Source organism: Candidatus Lernaella stagnicola (assembly GCA_030765525.1).
Lineage (GTDB): Bacteria > Lernaellota > Lernaellaia > Lernaellales > Lernaellaceae > Lernaella > Lernaella stagnicola.
The window spans coordinates 118,541-132,409 of sequence record JAVCCK010000041.1 but is presented as its reverse complement, the minus strand read 5'-3'; the positions used below and the strand labels follow the sequence as shown (position 1 = coordinate 132,409).

Here is a 13,869-nt window from a genome sequence, read left to right as displayed (position 1 = left end):
ATGGTGTAAGCATGAAAACGTTAGAACTTTCCGAGCTCGCGGCGGCGGTTGAACGGATTGCCAGGCAGGCGGGGCGGATCGCCATGGACCTGCGCGATCATTTGAAGACTGAACGGAAGGACGACGGCTCGGCAGTCACCCAGGCTGACGTGGCCGTTGAGGACTTTCTGTTCGAAAACTTGTCGCCCCTCGTACCCGACGCGGTTTTCTTGGGCGAAGAGCGACCGGTTCCCGAAACGCGCAGCAATCTTCCGGTGTGGGTCGTGGACCCCATCGACGGCACGGACGCCTATCGGCAAGGGCTGGCTTACTTCGGTGTTTGTGTCGGATTGGCGATCGGTTGCGAAGTAGTGTTGGGCGTTTTTCACAATCCCTTTCTTGATGAAACCTACGTTGCGTGGCAGGGCGGTGGAGCCTATTTGAACGGCCGGCGGATTTCGGTGGGCACGGACAAGCAGTGGCAACGCGACTGTTTCGTGTACGGGCCCAGCAACACGCACCTTCGATACCGCCTGGATATGCCTGTGAAGTTGCGGTCGCTGGGCAGTACGGCCGAGCACATGGTGTTGGTAGCCGACGGTCGCGCGTGTTTCACGTTTTGCCGCGGGCATGTATGGGACGTTGCCGCCGCGGTGATTGTGGTCCGCGAAGCCGGAGGGGTGGTTCGACATTTCGACGGGCGGAACTTCTGCGCCGCGGATCACTTCGATGGAAAAGTGATAACGCCGCCGCTGTTGGCGGGCAATGAAGAAATTGTCGGCGGCTTGATAGGAAAAATCGAATGGTTGGGATGAAACGTTCGTTTGTTCTGCTACTCGCGACGCTGCTCGTGACGAGTGTCGCGTGGGCGGCGGAGACCAACCCCGTGGACCAAGTTAAAACCGCGCTGGCGGCTCTGGACGGCTTCACGGCTTCTTACAAGGCGGAGTCGGCCGGCGGAACGAGTTTCGACATTCGCGTGCGTTTTCGCAGCCCCAACCTGATGCGGGTGGATATCGAACCGCTGAACGCAACCACGACCTTCGACGGCCACACGTACGTGTATTTCGACCGCAAACAGCAGCGGGCAATCATCATGCAGGCGACGGCGGTCCAGGGCGAATTAGCCAAGCAGCACGCGTTCTTCGAGGGCGTCTCGTGGTTTTCGCCGGTCGGCGAGAAAACGGGCGGCGCGACGGTTATCTATCCGAACGTCATTTTGCGGCTCGATGAAACCCACTTGGACGTGGCGCTGGAGATGTCTACACATCCGTATCGCCATAGCTGGGTGCAGGATCTTGCCGACGGTCGCAAGATGCGGCGGCGCGGCAACGCGGTGGAATTCGAGAAAGCCGGGTCCGAAGGGCCGATTCGCGTGCGCGTGGGTACGGAGTCGGGCATGCTCATCGGCATCGAAGCGGGCGAGCCCGAAGATGTCGTGGGGACGATCAAGCTGGTAAAATTCGAGCGGACCGTTCCCGACGCGACGCTCTTTGACACGGCCGTGCCCTCGAGCGCCAACATTCGGGACCACGCGAGCGATCCTTCGTTGATGCAACAACTGCTGATCACCAGTTTTCGCAATACACTGGGCGTGTTGCTCGGAACAAGCCGCGAGAAGTGGGCGACGCTGAGCGATGTGCAAAAAGCTGAGCTGCGAGAAACCTGTCTGGCGAGCTTCAAACAGATTTTCGAACTCGCCGGCGATACGATGCGAGAAAACGTCCACGCGGCAATGATGACCGGCGAGCTACCGGGAAAAATCCGCGCGGCCGCCGGCAGCCAAGTAGCGAAAACTCGCTTCGCGGGCGACCATCCGGAGTTGACAGGGGAGGCGCTCGACGACGCGTGGAAAAAGCAGGTGATCGATGAACTGTCGCAGGAATTGTTGATTGACATGATGCGAAGCATGGAAGGGCAACTTGTCGGACCGATCCGCGAACAGGCGTTGGAGCAGACCGCCACGATGCCCGAGGCGCAGCGCAAGGAAATTGCGCGGCTGGTCACCGAACCGGCGCACGAAGCCTTTACGAAACTCACCGGCCCGGTGGTGAAGCGGGCGATCCGCGAGATACTCTGCGACTAATTGTTTTTCAGGCGATTCAAATACCCGTTTTCCAGAGATTTGGTGATGCGATCTTCCGGCAGGTCGGGAGTGATATCGTAAATCTTGTGCCGCAGGATTAAAATCGTGCGGCCGAAGCCTTCGATATCCAGCCGACCCAAGTGCTCGCCGCGCACTCCCGATGTCACGCGCGTTATACCGCCGGTGAGTTCGGTTTTCGTCATGGACTCGCCGGGCGCGATGATGACGTCGGTTCCGGGGATGTCCACGGCTAACTGCTCGTCACATTCCGGACCGCATTGACTGAGAATGACGTTGACGCCGTCACGCGAACCGGTGCGCGCCGCGGCGACTTTGGTGGGCAGCGTCTCGGTATCTACAGCCAGGTTATAGGCTTCACTTTCGGAACAGTGGGTCAGGACGGCCGGTGAGGTAACGCCCACCACGCCGAAGATCAGTCCATTGGGCAGGATGCGGGCGAAGCCCAGCGGCAACCAGGGATTGGCGTTTCGCTTGCCGCGTAGGTTGCTCACGATCCAGGGGAACTTCGCTTCTTTGACCAATTCGTCGAAATATTTCCGGCCATACCGTAAGTCGGCCGGCGCCACGACCGTGCCCGCGATCTCCAGTTGATTGAGGATGCGGACCGTAGCCTTGCCGCGGAATTTCTCGTTGATGGGGGAGCCGGACAAGCAACCGCCGGTGTAGAAAAGCAGCGTCGGAACGTTGCGCCGATCGTTTTGCGAACGCACCTGTTCAATCAAGGAGGCCAAACGCGCCACTCCGCCTAGTGTACGACCGTCGGCGGTCGGATGCGCGGCTAGGTGTCCTTCCAAGTCTCCGAAATAAAGGATCGTCAGGTGCTGTTTAGCCGGCGGTTCCGGCACGGACGCACACCCGAACGCCAAGAAGATCAAGCTCAAGCAAATCAGCCAATGATAACGCTTCACCGCTTCCTCCAGCGTGATGGGGGCTCACCGTATCGGCCTCATCGCCGATGTGTCAAGGCAAACGCACTTGACCGGGGGGCCGGTGAACGGTATCGATGTTCCAAACCAAAAAGAGAGTCGGCGCACATGAGCGGTATTCGTAACTTTTTCGCCAATTTGTACGATATGAGCTCCTCCGAGAAAAATCGCTGGAGGCGCATGCTGGTCAACGTGTTGCGCTTCTTGAACGAACTGCGCATTCAGTTTGCGAAAGACACGGTGGTCGTGCGTGCCTCCGGGATGGCGTACACGACGTTGCTGGCGATTGTGCCGCTGATGGCTGTGCTGTTTTCGGTGATGAGCGCGTTTAGTCAGTTCGCCGCGTTCAAAGACCAGGTTCAGGCCTGGTTATTCAGCCAGATCGTGCCGGCGAAATCGGGCGAGATTCTGGCGTACATCAACCAATTCACGGCCAACACGAAAACGCTCGGAGCGTTTTCGGCTCTGTTTTTGCTGATCACGTCGATCATGCTGTTCGACAACATCGAGAAAAACTTCAACGCGTTATGGAACGTCACCAAGCAGCGCGGCATGATGTCTCGCTTCATGACCTTCACGAACGTGCTGTTGTGGGGGCCGATCCTGTTTGCCATGAGCTTCCTGGTTTCGGGCAAGCTTCGCGCGATCCTGAACGACAATCCCCTGATTGAAGTCGGATTCCTTACCCGCTTTATGTTCGGCATTCTGCCGTATCTGTTCACGGTCTTCGCGTTCATGCTGATGTTGAAAGTGATCCCCGCCACAAAAGTGAAAATCCGCAGTGCAATGGTGGGCGGCGTCGTCGGCGGCGCTCTGTGGGAGATCGGTAAAATCGTCTTTACACACACGACAGCGAAGTCGATCACCTATAACGCGGTGTACGGCTCGTTGGCGTTGGTGCCGATTTTCTTAGTTTGGCTGTACATCACGTGGGTAATCGTGCTGTTGGCCGTGGAGATATCGTACGTACACCACAACTACTACACTTTGGTGCTCAATCGCGCTTTCGTACGGCCCTCAGCTCGAGAGAAGGTTCACTTGGCGGTGCGGGTGCTGGTGTTTGTGGCCCGCCGATTTCATGCCGGGCAGGGACCGGCTACGTTGACGGAATTGGAAGATCGTTTTCGGATTCCCAACGAACTTGCCGAGCAGTTGATCGATCAACTCATGCGCGGCGGTTTGATCCAGGCCGTGGAATGCGAGGTCGAAGATGATATGCGCTTCGTGCCGGGCAAATCGTTGGATGTCTTGCGGCTTGGTGAAGTTGTGGTCGCGGTGTATCAAGATGGGGCGGGCGCCGAGCCGGAACGCGGCTTGGATAGGTTGGACAAATTGGCGGTCGATATTTTAGAAAACGGTGAAAGGGCCGCGACCGAAGAATACGAGAAAACGACGATCCTGGAGTTAATCGCGCGCAGCGATCAGGATTTACCGCCTGACTTCGGAGACGCTTGAGCCGGCTTGGTCTCAGGCCCCTTTTCCTGTCGCGTCGTCTGCCATTCGAATTCGCCGTCGAAATCCTCATCGCGTTCGGTTCGCGCGGGCGGCCGGTTGGGATCGTCGTAATACATATTCATGTCGATTTTCCCGTCGGCGTTGCGGTCGTGCTCGATGCGGGACACTTTACCCGCGACGAAGAACATCGTGGTGTCAAACCGGCCGTCGTTGTTGGTATCGGATTCGATCTTCTCTCGTCGCTCGGCTCCGGTTGCTTCGTCCAAGGAAAACAACTCCCGCCAATCGACGTTCCCGTCGCCGCTTCGGTCTTTCTCCAGGCGGGTCATGCGGCCTTCTTCGTCTGTCCACGCCCACAAATCAGCCTTGCCGTCGCCGTTGGTGTCGTCGACGAGACTCTTGGCGCCTTTGGGCATGGCGACGAAGACGATAACCGCCGCGACGATCAAGGCGCCCAGGATAATGAGACTTACTTTCTTCCGCGTTGTACCGATTTCTTGTTGTGTCATGCGGCGAAGCATAGCGGAGGCTCTGGGCGACGGCAAGCTTGTTCAAGCGGCGTTGCGCTGCTAAAAAAGGGCGAACAATCCAAGGAGCGACTTTGGCCAACGTGAACGTCGCGGCGCGGTCTTTCAAGGAGAACGGCTTCCAGACCCTTATCTTTAAAAAGGCCGCCGACGTGCGCGCCGCATTTGCCGAGCGCTTGGCAAAAGTCGATTCTGTGGGCTTCGGTGGCAGTGCGACGTTGCGCGAGTTGGAGTTGGATGTCGTGGCCGAGGACGCGGACGTACACTTTCACAACCATTGGCGACCGGGGCTCTCCAGCGAAGAAGAATGGCAAGAGCGTTTGGCGCAGGGGCGGGCGGATTTGTTTCTCACGTCGGCCAATGCCGCGACGATTGATGGCCAACTGGTCATAGTCGATGGCGTCGGAAACCGCCTGGCGGCCGCGGTATTCGGTCCGCGCGAAGTTATTTTTGTCTTGGGCGAAAACAAAATCGTTCGTAACCTGGACGCGGCTCTGCAGCGCGTAAAGCGGGTTGCAGCGCCGCAACGCGCGAGGCAACTTGATGCGAGCACGCCGTGCACGTCGGACGGCCGTTGTCACGATTGCCGCGCGCCGAGCCGTATTTGCCGCAGCACGTTAATCATCGAACGGCCGAGTTTCGGTATGCGGGTCGACGTTTGGTTGGTGAGAGCCAATTTGGGACTGTAAAGAAATAAGGGGGACACGAAATGAAGATTCGTTGGAACGGGCACTCAAGTTTCACGGTAACCGCCGATGACGGCACCGTTATCGTAACCGATCCTTACGAGCCGGGAGCGTTCGGCGGGGGCATCGGGTACCAGCAAATTACCGATCAGCCGGATATCGTTACGATCAGCCACGATCACGCGGACCACAATTTCACCGATGGTTTCCAGAACGACTTTGTTGTCATTCGTGATGGCGGCGAGGCCAAGGGGATCCACTTTACGGCCGTCAACTCCTTTCACGACGAGAACGAGGGGGCCGAGCGCGGCACCAACACGATATTTGTGTTTGTAGTGGACGGAGTTCGCCTGTGCCACCTGGGCGATTTGGGCCACATTCTCTCCGACGATCAGATCGAAGCGATCGGCCAGGTTGACGCGTTGATGACGCCGGTCGGGGGATACTTCACGGTCGATCCCCTGCAGGCGACCGACGCCGTCGAGCGCATCAACCCGAAGATTGTCCTGCCCATGCACTTCAAAACCGATAAATGCGGTTTCCCGATCGCGGAAGTCGCCGAATTTCTGATAGGCAAGGAAAACGTGAAGCAAATTGACGCCGATGAGATCGAAGTGTCGGCCGATAGACTACCGGGGGCGCGGGAGATCATCGTCTTGCGTCACCGTTACTAAACGGGAGTCGTCATGCTGAAAATCGTGGACCACATTGGAATCGCGGTACCGAATATCGAAGAAGCGCTGAAATTCTGGGCGAAAGGCCTGGGCATTGAGGTGGCGCACGCGGAGGAAGTGCCCTCCCAGAAGGTCAAGACGGCGTTTTTGCCGGTGGGCGAGACAAACGTCGAACTCCTGGAGCCCACCAGCGAGGACAGCCCGATCGCCAAGGCGCTGGAAAAGCGGGGCCCGGGCATCCACCACATCTGTTTTCAAGTGGAGGATATCCACGCCGCACTGGCGCACATGAAAGAGCAGGGCGTGCGGCTGATCGATGAACAACCACGTCCCGGCGCACACGGAATGCTGGTAGCCTTTGTGCATCCAAAGAGTACCGGCGGCGTATTGGTGGAGTTGAGTCAAAAAGCGTAAAACCGCCGCGAACACTATTGTTTCTTGATTCCGCTAGCCGGTTCGCGTAAACTACGCATCGCAAAATTCCTTACAAATTGAGATTTGGAGTAACCGTAAATAACACGAAAGCCAATACATTCGGGAGGCAGGATGAAAGAGGTATGGATTGTCAGCGGAGTAAGAACCGCAATCGGTAGTTTCGGCGGAGGACTCAAAGACGTGTCGGCGTTGCAGTTGGGTGTGATTGCCGCCAAAGAGGCGATCAAACGCGCCGGTATCGATCCGGCCGAACTGCAGGACGTCATCGCGGGTCAGTGCATGATGCGGTCGGACGAGATCAACATCGGACGCTGCATCGGTTTAGAGGCCGGCGTACCGTTTTATGTCCCGGGTTGCACCATTCAAAGGCAGTGCTCCAGTTCCATGCAGGGGATGGTGTTCGGCGCGCAACAAATCATGTTGGACGAGCACGACGCCGTGTTGATCGTGGGCGTCGAGAACATGAGCCGTGTACCCTTCGCGCTGTACGATATGCGTTGGGGTGCACGCATGTGGACGAAAAAGTGCGTCGACATGCTCATGCAAGGCCTCGAAGACCCGGTCGGCCATTTCTTGATGGGTGTGACGGCCGAAAACCTGGCCGAAAAACACGATATCACCCGTGAAGATCAAGATGAATTGGCGGCCATCAGCCAAACTCGCGCCCTTGCCGCTATCGATAGCGGTCGTTTCAAGGACGAGATCGTACCGGTGGAAGTCAAAACCCGCAAAGGCACGGTTGTGTTCGATACCGACGAGCACCCGCGTCGCGGTACGACCCCGGAGACCCTCGCGAAGCTCAAAGCCGTGTTTAAAGCCGACGGCACCGGCACCGTGACGGCCGGCAACGCCAGTGGCATCAACGACGGTGGCGCGGCGATGGTCATCATGAGCGCCGAGAAAGCCAAGGCGTTGGGCCTCAAGCCGATTGCGCGACTTATTAGCCATGCCGTGGCAGCGGTCGAACCCGAACTGATGGGTTACGGTCCGGTACCGGCGACGGAAAAAGCGCTCAAAAAAGCCGGCATGGAACTCAAAGACATCGAACTGATCGAACTCAACGAAGCCTTCGCGGCCCAGTACCTGGCCTGCGAGAAGCTGCTCGGGGTCGACCGGGATATCACGAATGTGAACGGTTCCGGTATCGCGTTGGGGCACCCGGTTGGCGCGACCGGCATTCGCATCATTATTTCCCTGCTGCACGAAATGCAGAAGCGGGACCTGACCACCGGTTTGGCCTCCTTGTGCGTCGGCGGCGGTATGGGCAAGACGGTTATCGTGGAACGCATCTAAGCGCACGATTCGACAAGATGACGGCCGGCGGTGGAAGTGACCTATCGCCGGCCGTTTTATTTTGCTAAGACAGAGCCAATTCCTTCCTGACTAGCGAGGCTGAGCCATGCACAAAATCGAGCGAATCGAGCTTTTTCATGTGAACGTTCCGCTCCGCGCGCCTTTTTATCCATCGTGGATTCCGGGTTATCCGCAGACCCATGCGCGTTACACCTTGGTGCGTCTGACGACCGATACCGGATTGGTCGGCGTCAGCGCCGGGGCGGCCTTCGGCGCCGAGCGGGAGGGACTCGGCGATTTGCTCGGCGGATTTCTGCTTGGTCTGGATGCGGAAGATTTGCCGACGGTTCGGCAGCGCATTCGGGAGGCGTCATATCTTGGTTGGCGCAATTGGTGGCTGGAGCCCGCGTTTTACGATTTGATCGGCAAAATTCGGGGTCTGCCGGTTTACAAGTTGCTGCAAGACGACGTGCGGACGGTAACGAACGCTCCGGTGTACGCCTCCAGCGGCGAAGTTCGCGCGTTTGCCGATCGCGCGGCGTATTTGGACGAGATCCGCGCCAAGGGCATTCGGGCAGTGAAGATACGGGTCAAGGATCCCGAAATGCGCGACGACGTGACGATCCTTAGAGAGTGCCGCCGGGAACTTGGCGACCATTTCACCATTGCAGTTGATTGCAATCAGGGTTGGCCGGTATCGATCGTCGACCCGACGCCGAAGTGGAGTTACGACTACGCGCTGAATTTCTGCAAAGCGTGCGACGATCTGGGCCTCGCGTGGATCGAAGAGCCATTAGACATGCACGACTGGGAAGGCATGGCCGCGCTGCGAAAGGCAATCAAGACGCCGATTTCGGGCGGTGAGTTACAGGGAGACTGGCACGAGGTCAAACCTTTATTCGAACACGAATGTCTCGACAAGTATCAGCCGGACGCCACGTTTTGCGGCGGGCTTTCGACCTCCAAACGCATCATGACCGAATGCCGAAAGCGCGGACTTGGCTTTTCTCCGCACACCTGGACAACCGGCATTGGGCTGGTGATTAACCTGCACGCCTTTGCCGCCTGGGAGAAGGGCGACAGCTTGGAGTACCCGTACGAACCGCCGGGCTGGATCCCCGAGCAGCGCGAAGGCGTGATCGACCCCATTCTGATCAATGGCGACGGCACCATCGATGTACCTCAGGAGCCGGGACTCGGTATTCATCTCGACGAGAAGAAGCTGCGAAAGTTCGCCACGCGTTTCTACCTGGCGACGCCGTTTCGTCTCGCGATCAAAACGATTCGGGAGAAGGGGCTACGCACCGCTCTGGAGTTGAAACGGAAGAAAGAAAAAAAGTGATTAGAGGATCAAACCGCTAGGTGATTCAGGCTCCGGTTTCGGGCCTCCGAGCAGCGACGCGAACACCTTTTTCAGCATGGCGGCGAAAAAGGGCACGGTGCCGACCGGGCGCTTCTCGTCATCCAGATAGAGGGCCAGGGCGGCGGCGGTTTCGGCTTCCACGACAGCCTCGCGACGGGCCAGGAAAAACGCCTCGTCCCGCAGTCGGTCGGCGTAACTGTCGCGTCGTTCCTGTGTGAAAAAGCCCTCGACGGCCCGCGCGACGCGAGTCTCAATTTGTTCCCGCTTTTGCTGGTCGCTGATCGCCAAGCCGGTCGTGTCCATGTCTTGCAAGGCCAACTGAAAAGACTGCAACGTGTCGCGGTCGCACATCCAATAACGGAATTCGGGTTCGCCGTGCAGGGCTTCGCTGGCCTGCAGTTCGCCGAGACGGGCCAGAACCCGTTCGGCGTCAATCAACGAACGATACGGATGCGCAGTCGGCACGTCGGGCGGCGGCGTCAGTCGGGCGACCGCGGTCGTGAAACCGGAGGGCACGGGGCTGTCGACGCCATCCATGCGCCGGCGAAGTTTGCCGAGGAAGAAGTGGGCCAATACGAGGTCGAGTTCGACCAGCGGTACTTCGCGCACGTCGCGCATCTCGTTGATGAACGACCGCATCTTCTTGCGGCTGGTCTCGTCGTAATAATGATGCACGACCGTGTTGCCGTCGCGTTCATACACCTGCAAAGTGCGCACGCCGCGACGTGTGGCTTCGTTGATGATGAGAATCCGCTCGTTGCGGCCGTCGACGTTCGAGATGAAGCAGGGAGCGCCGGGTTCTGTTTCCGTAACGCCTTTTTGGAACAGCGGCTTGGCTTTTCGCTTGACGGGGACCGCGTGTCCGGCTTGTTTCATCTCGAAGAGAATGCGTTTGAGGCGCTTCTTGATTAATTTCTCACCGCTGCGGTGTAGGCATTCAGACAATATCTCCGTATGACCGTCACGCTGCAAACCGAAGAATACAGCCTCGCGAAAGGCGAGGGGCAGCGCGAGGATTTCGTCGATCGCTTCGATCTCGCCGGCCTTTTCCCACACGGAGCGAGCCTGGGGCACTTGGTCGAGGAAGTCGCCGTCGATCAGGCCGTCGGCTTCGTGGAAAGCGGCGAACAACTCGTTGAATCGGCCGGGTGATTCCAGCAGATCCAACAAGATTGGTGCGGCTTGCGCGGCGCGTTTTTCTTCGTCCAAAAAGCTCATGGTTGGTCACTATAGGAGATAGCCGGTGCAGTGTCTAGTTTTTCGCGGCCCCGGTATATGAATCGGCTCCGGGAGGGAGGATACACATTTGACAATATTGAACGGCGGTGCTACACAAAAGGACCTTTCGCTTGGCGACGAGGGCTGGTTCTCACTTTACACAGCGAATGACAGATAAGCGGTACGTGTCGGCTTTGATTTCGATGCTGTTGGTGCATGTCATACAGGGGATTTGATGCGACGGCGAGCCTTCCTACATGCTGCCGGTGTTCTACTTCTCTCATGTGTTGTTCTGTTACCGAGCGGCGCTTCCGCCAGTGGATTTTTCCACCCGGAAGTGGGCGCCCGTAACTTCGCCCGCGGCGGTGCGGCCATTGCGGGCGGCACTGATCTGGCCTGTTTTTACGTGAACATGGCCAACTTGGCGCAACTGGACGGCACGAATATATACGGCAACGCCGCGTTCGATGTTTTTCACACGTATTACCGCCGTGAGCCCTACTTGCCGGCGGTTCGCAACTCCAACCCCTTCGACCCGATTCAGTTCATGGGCATATCCAGCGACTTCGGGTTGGATTCGTGGACCTTCGGCTTCGCCGTCTACGGGCCCTACGGCGTGACCAACCGCTGGCCGGAAAAAGGGCCGCAGCGCTACAACATCATCGAAGCCAACGTCTTGCAGATTTACTATTCGCTCGGCGTGGCGTGGAACCCGAAGGATTGGATTCGCGTTGGCGTAAAGGGCAGCGTTGTGAATTTCAAGCTGCTCAACTTCTACGGTTTTACGGTCCTGGGCGACCGCAATCAATCGTTTGACGTCACGGCGAAATTCTTGGCCTATACCGAATTCGTGCCGAGTTGGGGCGCTGGTATTGTGCTTGCGCCAATCCCCAACTGGGTTGAAGTGGGATTCTCCTATCTGCCGGAATTCAACGTCACGGTGCTCGGCGAAGTGGTCGGCGAAATGCCGCAATTGTACGGCGTCCTTCTTGGCGGGCGGATTTTCTCCGACGACTTAACGCTGCCAATCCACTATCCGCCCATTTACCGTGTCGGCACGCGGTTCATTTACAAGGACAAGGGCGATTTCGAACTGGCCCTGATGTACATCCCCTGGTCGTATTTGCAGTACTACGATATCGACCTCGAGGGGGAGGAAGTGATGCAGGATTTCAAGTTCCCGCTCAACTGGAAAGACACGTGGAATTATCGCGCCGGTGGAACCTATAAATTCAACGATCACTGGTGGATTCACGGTGGTTACCAGTTCGAACAAACGGCGAACCCTGAGTGGATCAGCGGCCTGGAAACCGATAGGCATATTGTCAGCACGGGATTAACGGTCCGCTATTTCGGCATGGATATCGACTTCGGTTACGGACACGTATTCCAGGACGACGTTGACACGCCGCCACCGCCGCCGACCTTCGAAAGTGAACTGGACGATGGGCGCGGTCGGTACAAGTCGAGCTACGATGTCTTCCTCGGCGCGATTAACTTCAACATCGAAAGAATGTACTATGCTTATCATGGACGGAGGCCGTGGTGAGCAAGGAAACGTGGCAAGAAAAATTTGACCAGACCAAGCAGCTCTCCTTTCGGTTTACGACCGTATCCGACGCCCCCATCGAACCGCTATACACCCCTGAAGACGTTGCGGACATCGATTACGATCGCGACCTGGGATACCCAGGCGAATTCCCCTTTACGCGGGGCGTACACCCCTCAATGTATCGCGGGCGCAACTGGACGATGCGGCAGTTCGCGGGTTTCGGCTCGCCGAAGGATACCAACGGGCGCTTTCACTTCCTGCTGAATAACGGCCAGACGGGGCTTTCGGTCGCCTTTGATTTTCCGACCCTGTACGGCCGCGATTCGGACGACCCGCGCTGTCGCGGCGAAGTGGGCAAGTGCGGCGTGGCGATCGATACGCTGCGGGACATGGAGATTCTCTTCGACCGCATCCCGATGGACCAAATCACCACGAGCATGACGATCAATCCCCCGGCGGTCATCCTTTGGGCGATGTATCTGGTCGTGGCGGAAAAGCAGGGCGTGCCGTGGGAGAAGGTCGGCGGCACGATCCAAAACGACATGCTCAAAGAGTTCATCGCTCAGAAAACGTGGATTTTTCCGCCTGAGCCAAGCCTCAAGATCATCGTCGACATCCTGGCCTTCGCCTCCGAGAACGTGCCGCGCTGGAATACGATCAGCATCAGCGGCTACCACATTCGTGAGGCGGGCAGCACCGCCGTGCAGGAGTTGGCGTTCACGCTGGGCGACGGCATGACCTACGTCAAAGAAGCGGTGAAAGCCGGGCTGGACCCGGACAGGTTCGCGCCGCGGTTGTCGTTCTTCTTCAACTCGCACAACGATTTTTTCGAAGAAGTGGCGAAGTTCCGCGCCGCGCGCCGCATTTGGTCGCGCTTCATGAAAGAGGAAATCGGCGCGAAGGATCCGCGTTCGTGGATGCTGCGTTTCCACACGCAAACCGCCGGCTGCAGCCTCACGGCGCAGCAACCGACCAACAACGTCGTACGCACGACGATTCAAGCCCTTGCGGCGGTCATGGGCGGCACTCAGAGCCTGCACACCAACAGCATGGATGAAACGCTCGCGCTGCCGACGGAAAACTCTGCGATGGTCGCGTTGCGCACTCAGCAAATCATCGCCGAGGAGTCCGGCGCGACCAACGCTATCGACCCGCTGGGCGGTTCGTATTTCGTCGAAGCGCTGACCACGCGCATGGAACGCGAAGCGCTGGAATACATTCAGCGCATCGAGGAAATGGGCGGCATGATCAAGGCCATCGAGCGCGGCTATCCCCAAAGGGAAATCAGCCAGGCCGCCTACCATTATCAGCAGCAAGTCGACGCGGGCGAGAAATCGATCGTCGGCGTCAACCGCTTCGCCATCGGCGACGAACCGCCGATCGATACACTGCGCATTGACGAACAAGTCGAGCGCGAGCAAATTCGCAGCCTGCAGCAGGTGAGGGCCGAGCGCGATAACGACGCTTTGCAGCGGGGGCTCGCGGCGCTCAAGGAGACCGCGCAGGCGGGCGGCAATTTGGTGCCGGCGGTGCTCGATTGCGTGCGGGCGTACGGTAGCGTTGGCGAGATCGTCAACGAGCTGCGGGGCGTTTTCGGCGAATACGAGGACCCGGCTTATCTTTAGACGTGCCGGCTTTCGGCAAGGAGTCAGGC

Annotated in this window: 13 protein-coding genes; 10 read left to right on the top strand and 3 right to left on the bottom strand. The window is 58.2% G+C overall.

All coding sequences use genetic code 11. From position 1 onward, the window contains the following. The first annotated feature begins 11 nt into the window (after positions 1–11). Positions 12–794, top strand: a complete 783-nt coding sequence (locus P9L99_19375; protein MDP8225531.1) for an inositol monophosphatase family protein — start codon at positions 12–14, stop codon at positions 792–794. Next, the gene (locus P9L99_19370) at positions 791–2,065 is read left to right on the top strand and encodes a hypothetical protein (GenBank protein ID MDP8225530.1); all 1,275 of its coding nucleotides are present in this window, start codon (positions 791–793) and stop codon (positions 2,063–2,065) included. The genes P9L99_19375 and P9L99_19370 overlap by 4 nt, the downstream gene beginning before the upstream one ends. Here the strand turns inward: P9L99_19370 and P9L99_19365 are convergent. Continuing rightward, positions 2,062–2,994 (bottom strand): hypothetical protein, encoded by a 933-nt coding sequence (locus P9L99_19365; GenBank protein ID MDP8225529.1) that lies wholly within the window; start codon positions 2,992–2,994, stop codon positions 2,062–2,064. The two genes, P9L99_19370 and P9L99_19365, sit on opposite strands and share 4 nt — an antisense overlap. A 126-nt stretch (positions 2,995–3,120) precedes the next feature. Here P9L99_19365 and P9L99_19360 point away from each other — a divergent pair, with 126 nt between their 5' ends. Then, the gene (locus P9L99_19360; protein ID MDP8225528.1) at positions 3,121–4,467 is read left to right on the top strand and encodes a YihY family inner membrane protein; all 1,347 of its coding nucleotides are present in this window, start codon (positions 3,121–3,123) and stop codon (positions 4,465–4,467) included. On the opposite strand, the gene P9L99_19355 is transcribed toward P9L99_19360, so the two are convergent. After that, positions 4,434–4,976: a hypothetical protein gene (locus tag P9L99_19355; GenBank protein ID MDP8225527.1), complete on the bottom strand. Its 543-nt coding sequence runs from the start codon at positions 4,974–4,976 to the stop codon at positions 4,434–4,436. The two genes, P9L99_19360 and P9L99_19355, sit on opposite strands and share 34 nt — an antisense overlap. 101 nt (positions 4,977–5,077) lie before the next feature. Here P9L99_19355 and P9L99_19350 point away from each other — a divergent pair, with 101 nt between their 5' ends. The 5 genes from P9L99_19350 (at position 5,078) to P9L99_19330 (ending at position 9,424) form a co-directional block, all read left to right on the top strand. Beyond that, complete coding sequence (locus tag P9L99_19350; protein MDP8225526.1) at positions 5,078–5,683, top strand: lactate utilization protein; 606 nt, start codon at positions 5,078–5,080, stop codon at positions 5,681–5,683. Between the two features lie 20 nt (positions 5,684–5,703). Next, the gene (locus tag P9L99_19345) at positions 5,704–6,354 is read left to right on the top strand and encodes an MBL fold metallo-hydrolase (protein ID MDP8225525.1); all 651 of its coding nucleotides are present in this window, start codon (positions 5,704–5,706) and stop codon (positions 6,352–6,354) included. Positions 6,355–6,366: 12 nt separating this feature from the next. Beyond that, on the top strand, positions 6,367–6,768 hold the full coding sequence (gene mce, locus P9L99_19340) for a methylmalonyl-CoA epimerase (protein ID MDP8225524.1): 402 nt from the start codon (positions 6,367–6,369) through the stop codon (positions 6,766–6,768). Positions 6,769–6,900: 132 nt separating this feature from the next. After that, positions 6,901–8,082, top strand: coding sequence for a thiolase family protein (locus P9L99_19335; GenBank protein MDP8225523.1), 1,182 nt, complete (start codon positions 6,901–6,903; stop codon positions 8,080–8,082). Positions 8,083–8,188: 106 nt separating this feature from the next. After that, positions 8,189–9,424 (top strand): mandelate racemase/muconate lactonizing enzyme family protein, encoded by a 1,236-nt coding sequence (locus P9L99_19330; GenBank protein MDP8225522.1) that lies wholly within the window; start codon positions 8,189–8,191, stop codon positions 9,422–9,424. On the opposite strand, the gene P9L99_19325 is transcribed toward P9L99_19330, so the two are convergent. After that, complete coding sequence (locus P9L99_19325) at positions 9,425–10,663, bottom strand: hypothetical protein (GenBank protein MDP8225521.1); 1,239 nt, start codon at positions 10,661–10,663, stop codon at positions 9,425–9,427. 235 nt (positions 10,664–10,898) lie between these two features. Here P9L99_19325 and P9L99_19320 point away from each other — a divergent pair, with 235 nt between their 5' ends. Together P9L99_19320 and P9L99_19315 are read left to right on the top strand one after the other, a co-directional pair. Beyond that, positions 10,899–12,212 carry an outer membrane protein transport protein gene (locus tag P9L99_19320; protein MDP8225520.1) on the top strand — a complete coding sequence of 438 codons (1,314 nt, stop codon included), beginning with the start codon at positions 10,899–10,901 and terminating at the stop codon, positions 12,210–12,212. Further along, a complete protein-coding gene (locus P9L99_19315) occupies positions 12,209–13,840 on the top strand; it encodes a methylmalonyl-CoA mutase family protein (protein ID MDP8225519.1) in 1,632 nt (543 codons plus the stop codon). The genes P9L99_19320 and P9L99_19315 overlap by 4 nt, the downstream gene beginning before the upstream one ends. Positions 13,841–13,869: the final 29 nt, after the last annotated feature.

Excerpts from the sequence above, each read along its gene's own strand:
- P9L99_19375 (MDP8225531.1), top strand. The coding sequence starts at position 12 with ATGAAAACGTTAGAACTTTCCGAGCTCGCGGCGGCGGTTGAACGGATT.
- P9L99_19370 (MDP8225530.1), top strand. The coding sequence starts at position 791 with ATGAAACGTTCGTTTGTTCTGCTACTCGCGACGCTGCTCGTGACGAGT.
- P9L99_19360 (MDP8225528.1), top strand. The coding sequence starts at position 3,121 with ATGAGCGGTATTCGTAACTTTTTCGCCAATTTGTACGATATGAGCTCC.
- P9L99_19355 (MDP8225527.1), bottom strand. The coding sequence starts at position 4,976 with ATGACACAACAAGAAATCGGTACAACGCGGAAGAAAGTAAGTCTCATT.
- P9L99_19345 (MDP8225525.1), top strand. The coding sequence starts at position 5,704 with ATGAAGATTCGTTGGAACGGGCACTCAAGTTTCACGGTAACCGCCGAT.
- mce (MDP8225524.1), top strand. The coding sequence starts at position 6,367 with ATGCTGAAAATCGTGGACCACATTGGAATCGCGGTACCGAATATCGAA.
- P9L99_19335 (MDP8225523.1), top strand. The coding sequence starts at position 6,901 with ATGAAAGAGGTATGGATTGTCAGCGGAGTAAGAACCGCAATCGGTAGT.
- P9L99_19330 (MDP8225522.1), top strand. The coding sequence starts at position 8,189 with ATGCACAAAATCGAGCGAATCGAGCTTTTTCATGTGAACGTTCCGCTC.
- P9L99_19325 (MDP8225521.1), bottom strand. The coding sequence starts at position 10,663 with ATGAGCTTTTTGGACGAAGAAAAACGCGCCGCGCAAGCCGCACCAATC.
- P9L99_19320 (MDP8225520.1), top strand. The coding sequence starts at position 10,899 with ATGCGACGGCGAGCCTTCCTACATGCTGCCGGTGTTCTACTTCTCTCA.